Origin of the sequence: Kribbella sp. NPDC049584, assembly GCF_040675555.1 — a bacterium.
GTDB lineage: Bacteria > Actinomycetota > Actinomycetes > Propionibacteriales > Kribbellaceae > Kribbella.
The window spans coordinates 243456-263622 of record NZ_JBFAPF010000005.1 but is presented as its reverse complement, the minus strand read 5'-3'; the positions used below and the strand labels follow the sequence as shown (position 1 = coordinate 263622).

Below are 20167 nucleotides of genomic sequence, written 5' to 3'. Positions count from 1 at the left end.
CGGGTGTCAACGGTTCGGCGCAGCGACGGTCGGCGGACAGTCAGCGAAGAGGCAGCGCAGAGGCAGCGGAGTGGCAGCAGGCGATCAGCGGGCGGCCGACCACTTCTCCTCGATCCGGGCGTACTTCCAGATCGCCTGGGCGATGACCCAGGTGAGCACGAACAGGCCGACGATCGCGTAGCCGACGTAGTTCAGGTCGACGTCGGCGATCGCGGCCAGCGGGCCGTGCTCGATGTGCAGTTTGTCGGTCAGGATCGAGAGCAGCTCGATGCTGCCGATCACCAGCGCGACCGCGACCGACAGGCCGGTGATCGTGATGTTGTAGTAGACCTTGCGGACCGGTTTCGCGAAGGCCCAGCCGTAGGCGAAGTTCATCAGGCAGCCGTCGATGGTGTCGAGCAGGCTCATCCCGGCCGCGAACAGGATCGGCAGCGTCAGGACGGCGTACCACGGCAGGCTGAACGCGGCCGCGCCACCGGCCAGCACCAGCAGGCTGACCTCGGTCGCCGTGTCGAAACCGAGGCCGAAGAGGAAGCCGATCGGGTACATCTGCCACGGACGGGTGACGGCCTTGGTGACGCCGGCCAGGATCCGGTTCATCAGGCCGCGTTTGTCGAGGTGCTGCTCGAGCGACGCCTCGTCGTACTCGCCGGTGCGCATCCGGCGGAACACCTTGACGACGGCGACCAGGACGGCGAGGTTGAGCGCGGCGATCAGGTACAGGAAGACACCCGAGACCGCCGTGCCGATGACGCCGGTGACCTGCTGCAGGCGGGACGAGTCGTCGGCGACCTGCCCGGCGAGCGTACGGACGCCGATCCCGAGCAGGAAGCACAGCACGAACACCACGGTCGAGTGCCCGAGCGAGAACCAGAACCCGACCGACAACGGCCGCCGCCCGTCCGCCATCAGCTTCCGGGTCGTGTTGTCGATCGCGGCGATGTGGTCGGCGTCGAACGCGTGCCGCATCCCGAGCGTGTACGCCGTCACGCCGAGCCCGACCCCGAATACGCCGGCCGATCCGAGCAGATAATGCCGCGGCGCCACGATCAGCGCCAGCACGCCCCAACCGGCCAGATGCAACAGCAGCACGAACGCCGCCATCCCACCGATCGCACCCCACTCGCGCCTACTGACATCCATCCGCCTCACGATCTGTCAGTAAACGCCGGTCCACCTCTAGATGCAACCTAGTCGCATCTCAGGCGAGACCGAGGCGGTAGGCGTAGGCGACGGCCTGGGCCCGGTCGCGGAGGTTGGCCTTGGCGAAGAGGTGGTTGATGTGGGTCTTGACGGTCGCTTCGCTGACGACGAGATGCCTCGCGATCTCGGCGTTGGACAGGCCCTCGGCGATCAGGCGGAGCACCTCGATCTCGCGGGGCGTGAGGCCGGTGTCGGTCGGCTCGGGCGGTTTGAGGCTGGCGCCTTCGATCAGGCGGCGCTGGACCTCGGCGTCGACGATCGACTGGCCGTTGGCGGCGGCCTCGAGCGCGCGGCCGATCGACTCGGCGTCGGCGTCCTTGGTGAGGAACCCGCGAGCGCCGGCCCGGAGCGCAGACAGCACCGAGTCGTCGTCGCTGTACGTCGTGAGTACGACGACCTCGGTCCGTGGATGATCTGCCCGCACCAGGCGGGTCGCCTCCACGCCGTCCATCGTCGGCATCCGGAGATCGACGAGCAGCACATCCGGGTCGTGCTCGGCGACCAACTGGACCGCTTCCTGGCCGTCCGACGCCGCCGCGATCACATCGATCCCGGGCAGCAGTTTGAGCAGCGTGACCAGCCCGTCCCGCACCACCGTTTGATCGTCCGCGACCACTACCCGCACAGTCATGCCTTCACCTTGAGCTCGACCCGCCAGCCGGTGGATGTCGGCCCGGCCTCCAATGATCCGCCGACCAGGTCGGCCCGTTCACGCATCCCGACCAGACCATAACCGCCCGGCGCCGCGCGATCCGGTCGCTTCCCCGGCCTGTCCTCGACGGTCAGGCCGACCAGGTCGCCGTACGACAGCGTGACGTGCACCGGTGCGCCCGGCGCGTGCTTGCGGGTGTTCGCCAGCGCCTCCTGCACAGTCCGGTACAGCGTGCTCATCACGTCAGCCGGCAGCTCCCGCGGCGTACCGTCCACGTCGAACTCCGCCGTCGCCCCGCTCTCCAGCCGGTACGCCGTGACGAGATCGCCGAGCGCCCGTACGTCGGGAACCGCGTCCTCCCGCAGCGCCGCGACCGCCCGCCGCGCCTCGGCCAGCCCCTCGGCCGCCAGCCCCTGCGCCCGCGTCACCTGCTCGACCGCTTCCGCCGACGCGCCGTCCCGCACGAGCATCAGCCGCGCACCCTGCAGACTCAGCGACAACCCGGCCAGCGAATGAGCGAGTACGTCGTGCACGTCGCGCGCGATCCGCGCCCGCTCGGCCAGCGCGGCGGCCCGCTCGTGCTCCTCGATCGCGGCCTGCTTACGAGCCAGCGACACCTCGAGATCCTCCAGCTGCTGCTCCCGGCTCCGCCGGTTGATCGAGGCCAGGGTCAGCGCCACCACCCCGAACGCGACGCCGACGACAGCCGGCCCGGACCGCGTCGTGACGTAGACCGGCACGCTCGCGCCGAGGATGCCGATCGCGACGATCACCCACGCGAGCGGCGTCGGCCGGTAGAACCTGACCGCGGATCGCGTGACCCAGAACGGGGCGATGATCATCGGGCTCGCGGGCAGTGCGTACCACAGCACCGATCCGGCGACCGCGAACACCAGCAGGCCGTAGCCGGCCCGGCCGAGCGGTTCGCCGAACCGCTGCAAGTACAGCGAGAAGTTGCTGATGACAACGATCACACCGAGCGCGACGATCACCGGATACGGCAGCCGGTGCTCGTCGGGGTGACGGGCGGCCAGCACGACCGAGAGGATCGTCACGACGCTCGGGATCGCGCGCAGCAGCAGACCAGGCACGGAGGAATCCCGCACCTGGTCGGCCAGCCTGGAGCTCATGCCCTCATCATGCCCGGATCAGACCCGTTCGGCGGCGAACGGGAGGTTCATCGCCAGCGAGCGGCGGTAGATCATCGCGCTCTGGGCGGCGAGCGTGACGCCGATCGTCAGCGCCAGGGTCGACGTACCGAAGGAGTTGTGCGGCCAGAGCGCGGCGGAGGCGAACGACGTACCGACCCGGAGCGCGATCGTCAGCAGCCAGAGCACCAGCGTCGCGGCGGTGCCCTTCTGGAACAGACCCTGGTCGGTCGGCGAGAGCCGGACGCTGGCCCCGCGGGCGATACCGAGACCGGCCAGTACAACGCAGTCGAGGACGACGAACGCGAGCTGGCCGGAGGTCGCACCGTGGACGGCGGACGAGACCGAGAAGAGACCGACGCCCAGGAGGATCACGGGCATCAGGAACAGCGACTTCTGGGTGACGAGCGAACCGGTCACCTGCCGGCCGATCACGCGCACGAGCACTAGCAGACCCACCAAGATACCGATCACGGCCGACATTTCTGTGTTCCTTCCGAGGAGTTGTTGTTGATGACAACACTCCCCGGAATCGGCCGCCCGGACGTCAGCCCGGAGGTGAGACCCGGGTGGAACCCGAGCCTCAACCCCAGGGTTGACTCATGCGAGCGACACCAGCTCCAGGTAGTCGTCGGACCACAGGTCCTCGGTGGCGTCCGGCAGGATCAGCACTCGATCCGGACGGAGCGCCTCGATCGCGCCCTCGTCGTGCGTGACCATCACGATCGCACCCGGGTAGCTGCCGACCGCGCCCAGCACCTCGTCCCGCGACACCGGGTCGAGGTTGTTGGTCGGCTCGTCAAGGAGCAGCACGTTCGCACTCGAGTGAACCAGCCCGGCGAGCGCGAGCCGCGTCTTCTCGCCACCGGACAGGACGCCGGCCGGCTTGTCGACGTCGTCGCCGCTGAACAGGAACGACCCGAGCACGTTCCGGACCTCGCCGTCGGTCAGCCCGGGCGCGACCGCGGCCAGGTTCTGCCGGACGGTGCCGGCCAGGTCGAGCGTGTCGTGCTCCTGCGCGAAGTACCCGAGCCGCAGGCCGTGACCGGGTACGACGCGACCGGCGTCCGGCTGTTCCCGGCCCGCGAGCAGCCGGAGCAGGGTCGTCTTGCCGGCGCCGTTCAGCCCGAGGATGACGACCCGGCTGCCGCGGTCGACGGCCAGGTCGACGCCGTTCAGCACCTGCAACCCGCCGTACGCCTTCTTCAGGCCGACGGCGGACAGCGGGGTCTTGCCCGAGGGCGCCGGTGCGGGCAGGCGGATCTTGGCGACGCGCGCGGACCGGCGTACCGGCTCGAGGTCTGACAGCAGCTTGTCCGCGCGGCGGGCCATGTTCTTGGCCGCCATGGCGGTGCTCGCCCCGGCCTGCATCTTCGCCGCCTGGGCGTGCAGGACCGCCGCCTTGCGCTCGGCGACCGCACGCTCGCGCTGCCGGCGCCGCTCGTCCACGTCCAGCTGTTCGCGGTACTTCTTCCAGCCGGTGTTGTGGATGTCGATCGTGAGCCGCTGCGGGTCCAGGTGGAAGACCCGGTTGACCGTTGCCTTGAGCAACTCGGTGTCGTGGCTGATCACGATCAGGCCGCCGGCGTACGACAGCAGGAACTGCCGCAGCCAGAGCACGGAATCGGCGTCGAGGTGGTTGGTCGGCTCGTCGAGCAGCAGCATGTCGTGCTGCGCGAACAGGATCCGGGCCAGCTCGACCCGGCGGCGCTGACCGCCGGACAGGTGACCGACCGGCTGTTCCAGCGCGCGATTGGGCAGGCCGACACCGGCCGCGAGCCGCGCCGCCTCCGCCTCGGCCGCGTATCCGCCGCCGGCCTGGAAGGCTGCCTCAGCGCGCGCGTACGCCGCCATGGCCTTCTCCTGCGCCTCGCCGGTCGCGGTGCTCATCGCGGTCTCGGCCGCGCGGAGATCGCGTACGGCGATGTCGAGGCCGCGCGCGGACAGGATCCGGTCGGTGACGCTGATCGCGGGATCGGCCGCCCGCGGGTCCTGCGGCAGGTAGCCGACGGAGCCGGTGACGGCGATGTCACCCGCCGCCGGGCGCCGTTCGCCGGCCAGCGTGGTGAGCAGGGTGGTCTTGCCGGCGCCGTTACGGCCGACGAGCCCGACGCGGTCCCCCGCGCCGACTGTGAACGAAAGGTCGGCCAGCAGCAGCTGAGCGCCGACACGAATATCAACACCGCGAGCGGTGATCATGATGGTTACTCTCCGTGATTACTAGTAGACGCACTTCACCTGTCAGATGGAGTGCGCCAGCTAGACACAGAGGCAAGTAGCCATACCTTCACAGTAACCGGAGGCCTCAAGAACCGTCAGCTGGTTTTTGCCGGAAGCTCGACGATGAAGCGGGCGCCGCCGCCGGGGCGGGTGGTTACCTGGATGGTGCCGTGGTGCCATTGGACGTGGCGGGCGACGATGGCCAGGCCGAGTCCTACGCCGCGGCCGCGGCCGGAGGTTTCGCCGCGGCCGAAGCGTTCGAAGATGCGGGTGCGGTCCTCGGCGGCGATGCCCGGACCGGCGTCGTCGACCGTGATGACGACGCCCAGACCGCCGGCCTCGACGCCCACGCCCTTGCACCCGCCGGCGTGGTCCTCGGCGTTCTCGACCAGGTTCGCGATCACCCGTTCGAGACGGCGTTTGTCGGCTTGCAGCGTGAGCCCTTCGGCGTCGGGCTCGACCGTCGTCACCTCCCGCCCGGCGGTCGCGTCGGCGGCCGCGCGGACCAGATCGGCGATCCGGACGATCTCCCGGCTCCCCCGGTCGCCGCCGTCGTCGCGGGAGATCTCCAGCAGGTCGATCACCAACCGCCGGAAGCGATCCAGGTCGTCGCCGAGCAGCTCGACCGGCTCCCGTACGGCGGCCGGCAGCTCGGCGCGGTGGTTCTGGATCAGCTGCATCGAGTTGAGCATCGTCATCAACGGCGTACGCAGCTCATGGCTCACATCCCCCGCGAACCGTGCATCGGCGGCCACCCGGCGTTCCAGAGCTGAGGCCGTCTGGTTGAACGAACGCGCCAACCCACCGAGATCGCGGTCCTTCTCGGCCAGCAGCCGCGCGTCCAGCTTCCCGCGGGCGACCGCATCCGCGACCCGGGTCAGCTCGGCCAGCGGCCGCAGCGCCAGCGTGCTCGCCAGCCGCCCGACGGCGAGCCCGGCCAGCGCGGTCGCGATCGCCGCCGCGATCAGCGTGAGCTTCAGCTTCAGCAGTGTGTTGTCGAGAGCCGTCAACGGATGCCACTCGAAGAACGCCTCGTTCGGCCGCCCCACCGGTACGCCGACCGCGAGCACCGGCTGCCCGCTGACCTCGACCCGGCGGCTCACGACGTTCCCGTTGAGCGCCGACTGGATCAGGTCCGGCGGCAGATCGGACGGTTTGCCGGTCAACGCGTACCAGTGGTCCTCGAAGTAGAGCATCGACGCCGCCGCGTCCGTGGACGGCAGGCTGTTGAGCAGGTCCATCACGTGCACGCCGGACACGACCTCCGGGCTCTGACACTCGCCCCGCACCCGCGCCGGATTGCACGGCTGCGGTACGCCGAACAGCCCGTACCGCAGCGCAGCCGCGTTGTCGGACGTGATCGTCACCGCGGACGAATCCCGCTGGTTGTTGAGGTAGTCGGAGACCACGCCCCAGGTCACGATCGCCAGGACGGTCGACAGCACGAGCGCGAGCAGCCCGTACGCCAGCATGACGCGATTCCGCAGGCTGAACCGTCCCAGCAAGGTCAGCTCACCAGACGGTAGCCCAGGCCGCGGGCGGTGACGAGATGCTTCGGGCTGGCCGGGTCGCGCTCGATCTTCAGCCGCAGCCGGCGGACATGCACGTCGACGATCCGGCTGTCACCGAAGTACCCGTAGCCCCAGACCTTCGACAGCAACTGCTCGCGGCTGAGCACCTTGCCCTCGGCGCCCGCCAGCTCGGCGAGCAGCTTGAACTCGGTCCGCGTCAACGGCAGCGTCTCGCCGTCCCGCGTCACCTCGGCGCCCGGTACGTCGATGCGCAGGTCGCCGACCTCGACCAGTTCGGCCTGCCGCGCGTTGGACGGCTCGACCCGACGGAGCAAGGCCCGGATCCGGGCCGACAGCTCCTTCGCGACCAGCGGTTTGGTCACGTAGTCGTCCGCGCCGGCTTCCAGTCCGGCGACCACGTCGTGGCTGTCGGTCCGCGCGGTCACCATGATCACCGGTACGTCGCTGGACCGCCGGATCTCCCGGCAGACGGTGAACCCGTCCCGGTCCGGCAGCATCAGGTCCAGCAGCACCACGTCCGGCGGCTCCCGGCGCAGCGCGGCCAGGGCGTCGTACCCGTTGGCCGCTTCCGCCACCTCGTAGCCCTCGTCCTCCAGGGCAAGCCGCAGTACCCGCCGGATCCGCGGCTCGTCGTCGACCAGCAGCAAGCTGTGTGCCACGGACCCAGTGTCGCTCACGCACGGGCGCAATGCCGGTTACAGCTGTCATGAATCCGTCATGTTCGGGCGGGCGGGGATTGACATCTGTTTGACGGTTGCGTGACCGCGGTTCCGGCTGCGCCCGGAAGTCCTAACTTCGGCCCTACCGAGTCCTGGAGGAGGACCAATGGCCAGAAGACGGCTGGTGGCAATATCCCTTGCCGCCGCCGCGAGTCTTGCGCTCGCGGCCTGCAGCAACGGCGGCGGAACGGCGTCCGGATCCGGAGGCACCGCCGCCACCCCGGTGAGCGGCGGCACCCTGAACATGCTCGGGGCGGGCGACGTCGACTACATGGACCCCAACATCAGCTACTACTCGATCGGCTACCTGAACCTGCGGATGTGGAGCAGGCAGCTGTTCACGTATCCGGCTGATCCGGGATCCGACAACACCAAGCCGGTGGCCGACCTCGCCACGGACATCCCGACCGCCGCGAACGGCGGGATCAGCGCCGACGGCAAGACGTACACGATCAAGATCCGGCCCGGCGCGAAGTGGGACACGACTCCGGCCCGGGCGGTCACCGCGGAGGACATGGTCCGCGGCGTCAAGCGGACCGCGAACCCGGTCCAGCCGTTCGGCGGCATCCCGGACTTCGCCGGCCTGATCGTCGGGTACAAGGCCTTCGCCGACGGCTTCGCCAAGGCGCCGAAGACCGTCGCCGGGATCCAGTCGTACATCGACAAGACCCCGTTGCCTGGCGTCGTCGCCAAGGACGCGAGCACGATCGAGTTCCACCTCACCCAGCCGGCGACGTATTTCGTCGACATGCTGACGCTGCCGGCCTTCTCGCCGGCCCCGGTCGAATCGCTCAAGTACCTGCCGGCGAGCACGGAACTGGGGAACAACTTCCCGTCCGACGGCCCGTACAAGGTCGACAAGTGGGTGCCGACCAAGTCGATCTCGTACTCCCGCAACTCCGCGTGGGATCCCGCCTCCGACCCGGTGCGCAAGGCGTACGTCGACAAGATCGTGGTCAACGAGACGGTCACCCAGGACTCGATCCAGCAGCAATTGCAGACCGGCACGCCGACCGCCGACCTCGAGTTCGACGTCGGCCCGCCACCGTCGCAGCTGCCGGCGCTGATCGCGAAGAAGGACCCGAAGCTGAACCTGGGCATGACGGCGTCGAGCAACCCGTACGTCGTCTACAACACCGTGTCGCCGAACAACAACAAGGCGCTGGCGAACGTGAAGGTCCGGCAGGCGATCAACTACGCGCTCAACCGCGACCACATCCTCCAGGTCATCGGCGGACCGACGATCAACCCGCCGCTGACCCACGTGCTGCCGGACAGCATCCTCGGCTCGAAGCAGATCGATCCGTACCCGAACAACGTGGACAAGGCCAAGCAGATGCTGCAGGAGGCCGGCTTCCCGAACCTGACGCTCAAGTTCCTGTACCGCAACGCGTCCGAGGGCAGCAGCAAGGCGTTCCAGACGATCCAGCAGGACCTGTCGAAGGTCGGCATCAAGGTCGTCGGCGTACCGTCGCCGAACGCGGACTTCTACGTGAAGTACCTGCAGGTGCCGACCGTCGCGCAGCGTGGGGTCTGGGACCTGTCGCTGGCCGGTTGGGGTGCTGACTGGTACGGCAACGGGGCGCTGTCGTTCTTCAACCCGCTGTTCTCCGGCGAACCGTCGTTCCCGCCGATCGGCAGCAACTTCGGTCTGTACAACAGCCCGACGACCAACGCCCTGATCAAGCAGGCGATCGCCGCTCCGACGCAGGACCAGGCGGTGGACCTGTGGGCCAAGGCCGACGCGCAGGTGATGGCCGACGCGCCGTTCTTCCCGCTGACCAACCCGAAGAACCCGAACTACTACGCCGCACAGGTGCACAACGCCGTCTACGTGCCGGCGATGCAGATGTTCGATCCCACCAACGTCTGGCTCGACAAAGACAAGCAGGGCGGCTAGAACCTCATGGCCCTGCTTGAAGTAAGGGACCTCCGGGTCTCCTTCGACACCCCGGACGGCACCGTCCGCGCCGTCCGGGGGTTGTCGTACGACGTTGAAGCCGGCCAGACGCTCGCGGTGGTGGGCGAGTCGGGCTCCGGTAAAAGCGTGTCCACCCAGACCATCACCGGCCTCACCCGCGGCGCGACAGTGTCCGGTACGGCGTTCTTCGACGGCACCGACCTGATCACCGCGGACCAGTCGACGTTGCGCCGGTTGCGCGGCGCCCAGATCGGCATGATCTTCCAGGATCCGCTGTCCAGCCTGCATCCGCAGTACCGGATCGGCTGGCAGATCGTGGAGATGATCCGGGCGCACGACCACGAGATCAGCAAGCAGGACGCCCGGAAACGGGCCGCCGAACTGCTGACCCTGGTCGGCATCCCCAGGGCCGCGGAGCGGATCGACGACTATCCGCACCAGTTCTCCGGCGGGATGCGGCAGCGGGTGATGATCGCGATGGCGATGGCGCTCGACCCGGCCCTGCTGATCGCGGACGAGCCGACCACCGCGCTCGACGTGACCGTGCAGGCCCAGGTGCTGAACGTGATGCGCCGCCTGCAGGAGCAGTTCGGTACGGCGATCATCCTGATCACGCACGACCTCGGTGTGGTGGCCGAGATGGCCGACGAGGTCGTCGTGATGTACGCCGGCGCGGTGATGGAACGGGCACCGCGGCGCGACATCTTCTACCGCAACCACCATCCGTACACCCAGGGCCTGCTGGCGTCGTTGCCGGCCCGCAGTGGTGATCGGCTGACCCCGATCCCGGGGACACCGCCGAGCCTGATCAGGCTGCCCAAGGGCTGCCCGTTCGCGGCCCGCTGTCCGCACGTGTTCGACAAGTGCCGCGCCGAGGCTCCGCCGCTGCTCGACGTCGCCCGCGATCCGCGGCACCAGTCGGCCTGCTGGCTACCGCACGAGAACAGCGAGGCGATCGCTTCATGAACGAGGATGTCCTGCTCAAGGTGGAGAACGTCCGCAAGGAGTTCCCCACGCACTCCAAAGAAGTGGTGCAGGCAGTCGCCGGCGTTTCGCTCGAGGTACACAAGGGCGAGACGCTCGGTCTGGTCGGCGAGACCGGCTGCGGCAAGTCGACGCTGGCGCGCTGCATGGCCCACCTGTACGACGTGACGTCTGGCTCGGTGACGTTCGAGGGCAAGGACATCACCAAGCTCTCGCGCAAGGCGATGCGTCCGCTGCGGCGCGACGTCCAGGTCATCTTCCAGGACCCGTACGGCTCGCTGAACCCGCGCCGCCGGGTCGGTTCGATCATCGGTGACCCGTTCGCGATCCACAACATTGCTTCGGGCAATGAACGGAAGAAGAAGGTCCAGGAACTGATGGAGCTGGTCGGGCTCAACCCCGAGCACTACAACCGGTTCCCGGCCGAGTTCAGTGGGGGCCAACGGCAACGGATCGGGGTGGCGCGAGCGCTCGCGCTGCGACCGAAGCTGGTGATCTGCGACGAACCTGTGTCGGCGCTGGACGTGTCCATCCAGGCGCAGATCATCAACCTGCTGGCGGATCTGCAGCAGGAGTTCGACCTGACGTACGTGTTCATCTCGCACGACCTGTCCGTGGTCCGGCACGTGAGTGACCGGATCGCGGTGATGTACCTGGGCAAGATCGTCGAACTGGCGCCGACCGACGACCTGTTCGGCCAGACCAGGCATCCGTACACCCGAGCGCTGCTGTCGGCCTTGCCGGTGGCGGACCCGGACACGGCGGACAGCCGTGAGCAGATCATCCTCGGCGGCGACATCCCCTCCGCGACGAATCCGCCGCCGGGCTGCAGGTTCCACACGCGATGCCCGAAGGCGAAGTTGGACTGCGCGGGCGAGGAGCCGCCGCTCGAGGCCGTCCTCGACGATTCCTCGCAGCACCGCACAGCCTGCTTCTACCCGTTGACGGTGGGCGAGGACCTGTCCACCGCCGTACCAGATCTGAAGGCATCATGACCGCCGCCATCGAGATGGTCGACGTCCTCGACGAGCCGAAGGCGATCGAGGGTCGTAGTCCGTTCGTCCTCGCCGTGCACCGGTTGCGCAAGGACAAGGTGGCGATGATCTCGCTCGTCGTCATCCTGCTGATCGTGCTGATGGCGATCTTCGCGCCGGTGTTCACTGCGATCACCGGGCATCCGCCGAACGAGCAGTATCGCGACATCGGGCTGACGCCGGACGGCCTGCCGCGCGGGCCGAACGGGACGTTCTGGCTCGGGACCGACGATCTCGGCCGGGACGTCCTGGTCCGGATCGCGTACGGCGCTCGCGTCTCGCTGCTGGTCGGCGTGATCGCGACCGCCATCACCGTGGTCATCGGAGTCGTGCTGGGATTGGCGGCGGGGTTCCTCGGGGGGATCACCGATACCATCCTGGCCCGGCTGATCGACGTGGTCCTGTCGGTGCCGTTCCTGCTGGTGGCGATCGCGCTGGTGTCGGTGACGGGTCCCAGTCTGACCGTCACGGTGCTGGTGATCGGCTGTTTCAGCTGGGCGTCGGTGGCCAGGATCGTCCGTGGTCAGGTGCTGTCGTTACGGGAGCGTGAGTTCGTCGAAGCGGCCCGCTCGCTCGGGGCGGGCGACGGCCGGATCATGTTCGTCGACATCCTGCCGAACGTGATGGCGCCGGTGATCGTCTACACCACGCTGCTGATCCCGGTCGTGATCGTCACCCAGGCGACGTTGTCGTTCCTCGGGCTCGGTCTGCCGCCGCCGACGGCGGACTGGGGCGGGATGATCAGCGCGTCGCAGAACTACTACACGACCGCGTGGTGGTTCATCCTGTTCCCCGGTCTGGCGCTGCTGATCACCACGCTCGCCTTCAACCTGTTCGGTGACGGCGTCCGGGACGCCTTCGACCCCCGCGCAGATCGGACCTGAACCATGGCCATGTTCCTGATTCGCCGGATCGGTCACGGGATCCTGGTCCTGTGGCTGATCAGCATCGCGGTGTTCGGCCTGTTCTTCGTTGCTCCGAGCAACGTCGCGCAGACGCTGGCCGGCCGGCAGGCGACGCCGGAGACGATCGCGCTGATCAAGCACCGCCTCGGGCTCGACTTGCCGGTCTGGAAGCAGTACCTGCACTTCCTCGGCAACGCGCTCAAGGGCAATCTGGGGTACGACTACTACCACCAGGTGCCGGTGACCAAGATCATCGCGCAGGCGCTGCCGATCACGGTGTCGCTGGCGCTCGGCGCGGCCGTGCTGTGGTTGCTGCTCGGTGTGTTCAACGGCGTGATCTCGGCGACGCACCCACGGTCGCTGGCGGACCGCGGACTGACGTTGTTCGCGCTGTTCTTCTACTCGTTCCCGTCGTTCCTGCTCGGGCTGTTGCTGCTGTACTTCCTGTACTTCCGCCTCACCCTCGCAGGGTTCAACTGGTTCCCAGCCGGCGGCTACTCGCCGATCGCCGCCGGCGTCGGGCCGTGGTTCCAGCACCTGGTGCTGCCGTGGGTCGCGCTGGCGTTGTTGCTGGCAGCAACGTACACCCGGCTGACCCGCGGTTCGATGCTGGACGTGCTCGGCGAGGACTACATCAGGACCGCGCGGTCGAAGGGCATCAGCGAGAGCCGGGTGGTCGTCGTCCACGGTCTGCGGAGTGCGTTGACGCCGGTGATCACGCAGTTCGGCATCGACCTCGGTCAGCTGATCGGCGGTGTGGTGGTCACGGAGACCGTGTTCAGCCTGCCCGGCCTCGGTCAGACCGCCGTGGTCGCGATCAACCAGCAGGACCTGCCGGTGATCATCGGGATCGTACTGTTCGCCTCGGCGGCCGTCGTGGTGGCGAACATCCTGGTGGACATCGGGTACGCCGTACTGGATCCACGCGTTCGACTGCATTAGCTCCCGGGGTTCCTTGGTCGGGTTTCGCCCTGGGGTGGCACCGAAGGACAGGAGGTGTGCGTTCTACCTGGCGATCTTGGGCGGACGCCAGGCAGAACCTCCCGAGCACCTCCTGTCCCTAGGTACGTTCGGTACGTTGTCTGCGTGAAGATCGTGGTGTACGGCGCCGGGGGGATCGGGTGTTATGTGGGGGGACGGCTCGCGGCGTCCGGGACGGCTGTGACGTTCGTCGGGCGGCAGCGGATGGCCGACGAGCTGGGGGCACACGGGCTGCACCTGACCGACTATCTGGGTGCGGATCTTCGCGTGTCTGACGTGGACTTCGAAACGACGCCCGATGCGGCCACTGGGGCGGATCTGGTGCTTGTCACGGTGAAGTCAGCGGCTACCGAGGGCGCGGCTGCGGAGTTGGCGGCGGTGTTGAAGCCCGGTGCGGTGGTGGTGAGTTTTCAGAACGGAGTACGGAACGGGGAGTTGCTGAGGTTGCGGCTGACCGAGCAGATCGTCGTGGCCGGGATGGTTCCGTTCAACGTGCTCAACCGGGGCGCCGGCGTGTTTCATCAGGGCACCGAGGGAGCGCTCGACGTCCAGCGTGATGCTGCGTTGGCGCCGTACGTCGAGGCGTTCCAGTGGGCCGGGCTGCCGCTGACGCAGCACGACGACATCCTGCCGGTGCAGTGGGCGAAGCTCCTGCTGAACCTGAACAACCCGATCAACGCACTGTCGAACGTGCCCTTGCGCGACGAGCTGTCGCAGCGCGCGTACCGGCGCTGTCTGGCTGCGGCGCAGGCCGAAACGCTGGGAATTCTGGAGATCGCCGGGATCGAGCCGGCGCAGTTGCTCGCGGTTCCGATGCACCGGTTCCCGGCGATCCTGCGGCTGCCCGACTTCCTGTTCCGCCGGCTCGCGTCCAAGATGCTGGCGATCGACCCGCTCGCGCGGACCTCGATGTGGGAGGACCTGGAGGCAGGACGGCCGACCGAGATCGACTATCTGAACGGCGAGGTCGTCCGGCTCGCGGAGTCGCTCGGACGATCCGCGCCGGTCAACGAGAGGCTGGTCGAGCTGATCCGCGCCGCCGAAACCGATCGCCGGGCCTGGTCAGGAGCTGAGCTGCTCCGGGAACTCCAGCGGTAGGTTCGCTCGTACGTTGATGCTCACGGCGCCATAGCTGAAGCCGAGGTGCTCGTTCAGCCGCCGCATGTTCGCGTTGCCCTGCTGGGTCCAGGTGTAGACCTCGCTGATGCCATGCTCGGCCGCCCACGCCATGCTCGTCCGCTTGAGGGTCGACGCAACCGCCTTCCCACGCCAATCCCGCCGTACGGCGGTGTAGGCGACCTCGGCGCGCTCCGGCTTGTCGGTATCGAGCATCAGCCCGGCTACCCCGATCACGTCATCCCCGACGACAGCCAGGAACATCGCCGCCGAATCGTTGATCCACTCGGTCGCCCACTCCTCCGCCGACACCTGGAGCGGGGTCGAAGTGTCCATGTCCGGGAACGTCGGCAGCGCAACCTGCTCGTACGCCGTCGCCCACAACTCCGGGCGCTCCGCAACGGTGACGATGTCGTACTCCGTCGGTCGCGCGGGCCAGGTTTCGGCGCCGATCCGGCGTACCTGCTCCACCTGGCGCCCGGTCTCGACGAAGCCGAAGTGCTGGGCGAATGCGAACGATCCCTCGTCCTCGACGCCCGACCCGACGACCTCGAAGCCCAACGCACCCGCGTGATCCGCCAACGCTTCGAGCAACCTCGTGCCGACTCCGCGCCGGCGTGCCTCGGGCCGAACCCGTGGTGACACGAAGCCGCGCCCAGCCTCGTCGGAACTGTCGGCGAGCCCGTTGGCGACGACAGAGCCGTCCAGCTCGGCAAGCACCAGCAGCCGCTCCGGCGTCTCCAACTCCCGCAGCTCGGCGATGCTTGGACACCGCTCGTGCGGGAGGACGGCGATACGGACCTGACGCCAGGCCTCGTAGTCCGCATCCGTCGTCACCGGCCGGATCTCGATCATTCGCCCATTAGGCAGCGCGTGATCATCTCGGCGCTCGCCAATTTTAGAGTATGAGACGAATCTTCTCGTATATTGATCACATGGACGTAGCGGTGATCGGTGGGAGCCTGGCGGGACTGCAGGCGGCGTTGACCTTGGGACGGGCGCGACGGCGGGTCGTGCTCTTCGACGACGGGCAGCCGCGGAACCGGGCGGCGGAGCATGTGCACAACTATCTGGGCGCGGAGGATCCGGCGCCGGGTGAGTTGCTCGCCGCCGGACGGCGGCAGGTCGCGGCGTACGGCGTCGAGCTCCGGGACGCCCGGGTCGAGGACGTGACCGTGGACGACGACGGGTTCGTGGTCGACGGGGTACAGGTTCGGGCCGTCGTGCTGGCGACCGGGCTGTGGGACGAACTGCCCGATGTGCCCGGCGTCGCTGAAGGATGGGGTCGGTCGGTCGTAGCGTGCCCGCATTGTCACGGGTGGGAAGTGCGGGATCAACCGCTGGTGCAGCTGGGGATGCGCGGTACTCCGGATCGCTCGGTCGCACGTGCGTTGTTGCTGAGCCGATGGAGCGCTGACGTCGTCCTGTGCACGGACGGGGACGAGCTGACCGACGCGCAGCTCGATCGGCTGTCGCTGGCTGGAGTAAAGGTCAGGACCGAGCGTGTCGCGGAGGTGTCAGCCCCTCGGGTAGTGCTCGAGAGCGGAGAGGTGCTCGCGCCGGAGCGGCTGTTCGTCGTGGTGCGCCAGCATCAGCAGAGCGATCTCGCCGAGAAGCTCGGTTGCCAGGTCGCCGACGGCGCGGTCGTCGCGGACGAGGGTGGACGGACCACGGTGCCTGGTGTCTACGCGGTCGGTACGACGGCGGCGCCGGCACTGCTCGCGATCGGCGCAGCAGGTCATGCGAGCACGGCGGCTGTCGCCGTACACAACGATCTTCTGGAGCTAGACCTGGGCAGCGGGTGGTAGCCGGGTCGGATCGGCGATCGGCCAGTCGGCCGGCGGCGTACTGAGCACGTCCAGTTGCAGGAGGCACCAGGGCGACAGGTCGGGGATGTCGCGCAGCTCGTCCCATTCGACCCAGCGGTACGCCGCGACCTCGGCCGGGTTCGGCCTCGGGTCGCCGGTCCACCTGACCCGATAGACCGGGCAGATCTCGTTCTCGACGATGCCGGTCGGCATCTCGGCGCGGTACCGGAACTCGGGCAGCACGAGATCCACCGAGTCCACGACGATCCCGAGCTCGTCGGCCAGCCGCCGCCGTACCGCCTGCTCGACCGGCTCGTCCGGAAGTGGGTGCCCGCAGCAACTATTGGTCCAGACACCGGGCCAGGTCGGCTTCTCGAACGCCCGCTGCGTGAGCAGGACCCTGCCCTCCGCGTCGATCACATAGCTGGAGAACGCGAGATGCAGCGGGGTCGCCGCGTGATGGACCGTTGCCTTCGCCTCGGTCCCGATCGCGTACCCGCCCTCGTCCACCAGCACTACCCGCTCGTCGCTCACGCGGTCGAGCTTAAGCGCTGTCTGCTAATCTGGGCGCGTGATCGAGCGACGCGTGGCATATCGACCGGCTCTGGGAGGAGCCGGTCTTCGGTAGTACCCGCACTCGCTCCACCCAGAGCCTCCGAGGCAGGAACCGTCCGGTTCCTGCCTCTTTCCGTTGCCGGAGGCACTGGCGGTGCCTCGCCGCTGAGAGGAACCCTGACGTGAACTTCGTGATCGAACGATTACGCCGTACGACCGACACCATCATCGGCGCAGACGACCTGCGCGAGCGACTGGACTCCGGCCGCCCGCTGCGGATCAAGTACGGCGTCGACTGCACCGCGCCGGACCTGCATCTCGGCCACGCGGTCAACCTGTGGATGATGCGGCAACTGCAGGACCTCGGGCACCGGGTCGTGTTCCTGCTCGGCGATCTGACCACCCGCGTCGGCGACCCGACCGGCCGCTCCGAGACCCGTCCGGTGCTCACCCCTTCGCAGATCGATGCGAACGCCGCGTCATTCCTCGAACAGGTCTCGCTGGTCCTGCGCACCGACCCCGAGGTGTTCGAAGTACGGCGGAATTCCGAGTGGTACGACGCGATGGCCGTGGCGGAGCTGTTGGGCCTGTTCGCCCAGGTCACGCAGGCTCAGCTGATGAGCCGCGACATGTTCCGCGAACGGGTCGCGGCCGGGCGGGAGATCGCCGTCCACGAATTGGTCTACCCGGTCTTGCAGGGCTACGACAGCTTCGCGATGGACAGGGATCTGACGATCGTCGGGTCGGACCAGCTGTTCAACGAGCAGCTGGGACGGCACTTCCAGCAGCGCTTGGGGGCGCCGCCGCAGGTGGTGATCACGACGACGATCACGCCGGGGATCGATGGCCGGGCCAAGCAATCCAAGTCGCTGAACAACTACATCGGGCTGACGGACAGCCCGCGGGACAAGTTCGGCAAGCTGATGAGCATCCCGGACGAACTGGTGGAGCCGTACGCGAGGGTCTACACCGAACTGCCGCTCGAGACGGTCGCCGCGCTCGCGGACTCCGCCGCCTCGGGTGGTCCGGCGGCGCGCGACGCCAAGCTCCGGCTGGCCGCGGCGGTCGTCACGCGGTACCACGGCGCGGGCGTTGCGCGCACGGAGCTGGCCGCCTTCCGGCAGACCTTCTCGGACCGCGGCCGGCCCGACGAGATGCCCTCGGTGGTTGTGCGCGGTGACGTGGCGACGGCGTTCGACCTGTTGCGGGCGGCTCGGCCTGAGGACAGCAACTCCGAGCTGCGTCGTCTGCTGCGGCAGGGCGCGGTGACGATCAACGGCGTACGGACGGATGATCCGGCAGCGTCCGTCGACCTCGGGACAGACGTCGTACTGAAGTCGGGCGCTCGCACTTGGCACCGGATCACGCGACAGTAGGCCGGTGGAATTCAAGACGGTAGAGGCCTTGGTGAGCGTTGGCACCCGGTACGTGGGCCGGCCGCCGGCGTTCGACGTGGAGCCGGGGTGGTGGTCCGAGGTCGAGGCCATCACCCGGCACCTCGACGAACTGCTGGGCGTTCCGACGTTGGTACTGCGGCTCGTCCACGCGGACGAGGCTGTGATCGGACGCGGCGGGCGGGTGGTGTACCACGTCGAGGCGCTGGGCGAGCCGAGTTCCGGCGTACTCGATGAAACGCCGTTGCCTGACTGGGATTCGATCATCGCGGCGCAACCGCACCGGTCGACCTGGGCCGAGGTCGGCGGACCGTCGCGGCTCATCGCGTGGGCCCAGAGCGTCATCGGACCGCACGACGCCGTGCAGGTGAAGACGTGGAACCTCTCATGTCTGATGCGGTTCCCGGGCGCGTGGGCGAAGGCCACCAGCCGGTTCTGCAGTGTCGACGCGGACATCATCGAGCACGTCCGGCGGTACGACGAGACACTCGCGCCCGCCGTCCTTGCGACGTCCCGGGAGAACCGCTGGTCGCTGCTCGCCCACGCGCCGGGGACGGACTGCTGGGAGCCGGACCGGCCGTCGGTCGAGAGCGTCGTGCCTCGTTGGGTCGCGGCCCAGGCGGCTCTCGCCGAGGAGGTGGACGAGCTCGACGCACCTCGGCTGTTGCCGGACGAGTTGGCGGACGAGGTCGCGGCGCTGATTCCACGGGTTGCCTTGTCCGACGACGAGGTGGACGGTCTGCTGAAGCTGGTGGATCGGCTGCCGGCCATCGTCGGTGAGCTCGAGTCCGCGGGGCTGCCGATCTCCTTGGTGCACGGGGACTTCCATCCGGGGAACTGGCGGTCTGACGGTACGCAGCGGGTGATCGTCGACTGGGCCGACACGTTCATCGGTCATCCGGCGACCGACATCAGGCGGCTGCACGACTTCCTGCCGGCGGAGAAGCGCGAGCATGCACGCGAGGTCTGGTCGGCGGCCTGGCAGCGGGAACACCCTGGCTGTGAGCCGCTGCGCGCGCTCCGGCCGATGAGCGTGCTGGGACCGCTGACGTATGCGCTGATGTACCAGCGCTTCCTCGACAACATCGAGCCCGACGAGCGGATCTACCACGAGGACGATCCGGGAATCTGCCTGCGGTCGGCCCTCGAGGTGGCAGGCTACGAGCTATGACGATCCTGGTGACGGGCGCGACCGGCAACGCGGGTGGCGCGGTCGTGCAATCGCTCGCAGCACAAGGCGTCCCGGCGCGTGCGCTGATCCGCTCCGAAGCCAGCCTGCCGAGCGGCATCGAGCCTATGTACGGCGATCTGAACAAGCCGGACACGTTCGTCGACGCGCTCACCGGCGTCACCGCGATCTTCCTGCTGAGCGGCTACGACCGCCTCGAGGAACTGCTCGCGAATGCAGTAGCTGCAGGCGTCCGGAAGGTCGTGGTGCTGTCGAGCAGTTCACTCGACGGTGAGCTGACGAACGCGGTCGCGGCGTACCACCACGCAACGGAAGAAGCAGTCCGCGCGGCGAACGTGGATTGGACCTTTCTGCGGCCGAACTCGTTCATGTCCAACACCTTGCGCTGGCTGGATCAGCTCAAGGCCGGCGACGAGGTCCGGGTGCAGTTCCCGGAGGTGCCGGTGTCGACGATCCATCCGCGGGATATCGGGGATGTCGCGGTAGCAGCTCTGCAAGGCTCGTCGGACGGTGAGGTACTGCGGCTCACCGGGCCGGTCGCGCTGACGCCGATCGAGCAGGTGGCGATCTTGGGTGAGGGGATCGGACGGGCGCTGACGGCGGACCCGATGAGTCGGTCCGAGACACATGACGCGCTGCTCGCCTCGATGCCGGCGCCGTACGCCGCGGCCATCGAGTCCTTCTTCGGGGACGGGACCATCGACGAGACATCGGTCAACAACACCGTCACCGACGTCACCGGCCGACCGGCCCGCACCCTACAGACCTGGGTCCGCGAGAACGCCGGACTCTTCCGCTAGCACGCG

The 20167-nt window shown here is 68.3% G+C and carries 19 protein-coding genes; 10 read left to right on the top strand and 9 right to left on the bottom strand.

Features of this window, described 5'->3' with window-relative positions; all coding sequences use genetic code 11:
• Nucleotides 1-84: 84 nt before the first annotated feature.
• The 7 genes from AB0J62_RS20115 to AB0J62_RS20085 form a co-directional block, all read right to left on the bottom strand.
• Nucleotides 85-1143, bottom strand: a complete 1059-nt coding sequence (locus AB0J62_RS20115; protein WP_363872770.1) for a HoxN/HupN/NixA family nickel/cobalt transporter — start codon at nt 1141-1143, stop codon at nt 85-87.
• 58 nt (nt 1144-1201) lie between these two features.
• Nucleotides 1202-1834, bottom strand: coding sequence for a response regulator transcription factor (locus AB0J62_RS20110; protein WP_363872767.1), 633 nt, complete (start codon nt 1832-1834; stop codon nt 1202-1204).
• A complete protein-coding gene (locus tag AB0J62_RS20105; protein ID WP_363872764.1) occupies nt 1831-2985 on the bottom strand; it encodes a histidine kinase in 1155 nt (384 codons plus the stop codon). Before AB0J62_RS20105 ends, AB0J62_RS20110 begins: the two co-directional genes overlap by 4 nt.
• 18 nt (nt 2986-3003) lie before the next feature.
• Nucleotides 3004-3486 (bottom strand): hypothetical protein, encoded by a 483-nt coding sequence (locus AB0J62_RS20100; RefSeq protein WP_363872761.1) that lies wholly within the window; start codon nt 3484-3486, stop codon nt 3004-3006.
• A gap of 117 nt (nt 3487-3603) precedes the next feature.
• On the bottom strand, nt 3604-5202 hold the full coding sequence (locus AB0J62_RS20095; protein ID WP_363872757.1) for an ABC-F family ATP-binding cassette domain-containing protein: 1599 nt from the start codon (nt 5200-5202) through the stop codon (nt 3604-3606).
• 116 nt (nt 5203-5318) lie between these two features.
• On the bottom strand, nt 5319-6695 hold the full coding sequence (locus AB0J62_RS20090; RefSeq protein WP_363872754.1) for a HAMP domain-containing sensor histidine kinase: 1377 nt from the start codon (nt 6693-6695) through the stop codon (nt 5319-5321).
• A gap of 35 nt (nt 6696-6730) precedes the next feature.
• Nucleotides 6731-7414, bottom strand: a complete 684-nt coding sequence (locus AB0J62_RS20085) for a response regulator transcription factor (protein ID WP_363872751.1) — start codon at nt 7412-7414, stop codon at nt 6731-6733.
• A 166-nt stretch (nt 7415-7580) separates the two neighbouring features.
• On the opposite strand from AB0J62_RS20085, the gene AB0J62_RS20080 reads away from it, so the two are divergent.
• From AB0J62_RS20080 to AB0J62_RS20055, 6 genes are all read left to right on the top strand, one after another.
• Entirely contained in the window at nt 7581-9374 is a 1794-nt protein-coding gene (locus AB0J62_RS20080) for an ABC transporter substrate-binding protein (protein ID WP_363872748.1), read from the top strand.
• A gap of 6 nt (nt 9375-9380) precedes the next feature.
• Complete coding sequence (locus tag AB0J62_RS20075; RefSeq protein ID WP_363872745.1) at nt 9381-10361, top strand: ABC transporter ATP-binding protein; 981 nt, start codon at nt 9381-9383, stop codon at nt 10359-10361.
• Nucleotides 10358-11374: an oligopeptide/dipeptide ABC transporter ATP-binding protein gene (locus AB0J62_RS20070; RefSeq protein WP_363872742.1), complete on the top strand. Its 1017-nt coding sequence runs from the start codon at nt 10358-10360 to the stop codon at nt 11372-11374. The genes AB0J62_RS20075 and AB0J62_RS20070 overlap by 4 nt, the downstream gene beginning before the upstream one ends.
• Nucleotides 11371-12297 (top strand): ABC transporter permease, encoded by a 927-nt coding sequence (locus AB0J62_RS20065; protein WP_363872739.1) that lies wholly within the window; start codon nt 11371-11373, stop codon nt 12295-12297. The genes AB0J62_RS20070 and AB0J62_RS20065 overlap by 4 nt, the downstream gene beginning before the upstream one ends.
• Nucleotides 12298-12300: 3 nt before the next feature.
• Complete coding sequence (locus tag AB0J62_RS20060) at nt 12301-13260, top strand: ABC transporter permease (RefSeq protein WP_363872737.1); 960 nt, start codon at nt 12301-12303, stop codon at nt 13258-13260.
• A gap of 144 nt (nt 13261-13404) precedes the next feature.
• On the top strand, nt 13405-14397 hold the full coding sequence (locus tag AB0J62_RS20055) for a 2-dehydropantoate 2-reductase (RefSeq protein ID WP_363872734.1): 993 nt from the start codon (nt 13405-13407) through the stop codon (nt 14395-14397).
• Here the strand turns inward: AB0J62_RS20055 and AB0J62_RS20050 are convergent.
• Entirely contained in the window at nt 14362-15270 is a 909-nt protein-coding gene (locus AB0J62_RS20050) for a GNAT family N-acetyltransferase (protein WP_363872731.1), read from the bottom strand. The two genes, AB0J62_RS20055 and AB0J62_RS20050, sit on opposite strands and share 36 nt — an antisense overlap.
• Nucleotides 15271-15350: 80 nt before the next feature.
• Between AB0J62_RS20050 and AB0J62_RS20045 the strand changes: the two genes are divergently transcribed.
• Nucleotides 15351-16223 carry an NAD(P)/FAD-dependent oxidoreductase gene (locus AB0J62_RS20045; RefSeq protein ID WP_363872728.1) on the top strand — a complete coding sequence of 291 codons (873 nt, stop codon included), beginning with the start codon at nt 15351-15353 and terminating at the stop codon, nt 16221-16223.
• Here AB0J62_RS20045 and idi read toward each other — a convergent pair.
• Nucleotides 16200-16757 carry an isopentenyl-diphosphate Delta-isomerase gene (idi, locus tag AB0J62_RS20040; RefSeq protein ID WP_363872725.1) on the bottom strand — a complete coding sequence of 186 codons (558 nt, stop codon included), beginning with the start codon at nt 16755-16757 and terminating at the stop codon, nt 16200-16202. The genes AB0J62_RS20045 and idi overlap by 24 nt on opposite strands.
• A 203-nt stretch (nt 16758-16960) precedes the next feature.
• On the opposite strand from idi, the gene tyrS reads away from it, so the two are divergent.
• The 3 genes from tyrS to AB0J62_RS20025 are packed head-to-tail and all read left to right on the top strand — an operon-like array spanning nt 16961 to nt 20161.
• On the top strand, nt 16961-18154 hold the full coding sequence (gene tyrS / locus AB0J62_RS20035) for a tyrosine--tRNA ligase (protein ID WP_363872722.1): 1194 nt from the start codon (nt 16961-16963) through the stop codon (nt 18152-18154).
• A gap of 4 nt (nt 18155-18158) precedes the next feature.
• Nucleotides 18159-19343, top strand: a complete 1185-nt coding sequence (locus tag AB0J62_RS20030) for an aminoglycoside phosphotransferase family protein (RefSeq protein ID WP_363872719.1) — start codon at nt 18159-18161, stop codon at nt 19341-19343.
• Nucleotides 19340-20161 (top strand): NAD(P)H-binding protein, encoded by an 822-nt coding sequence (locus AB0J62_RS20025; protein ID WP_363872716.1) that lies wholly within the window; start codon nt 19340-19342, stop codon nt 20159-20161. Before AB0J62_RS20030 ends, AB0J62_RS20025 begins: the two co-directional genes overlap by 4 nt.
• The last annotated feature ends 6 nt before the right edge of the window (nt 20162-20167 follow it).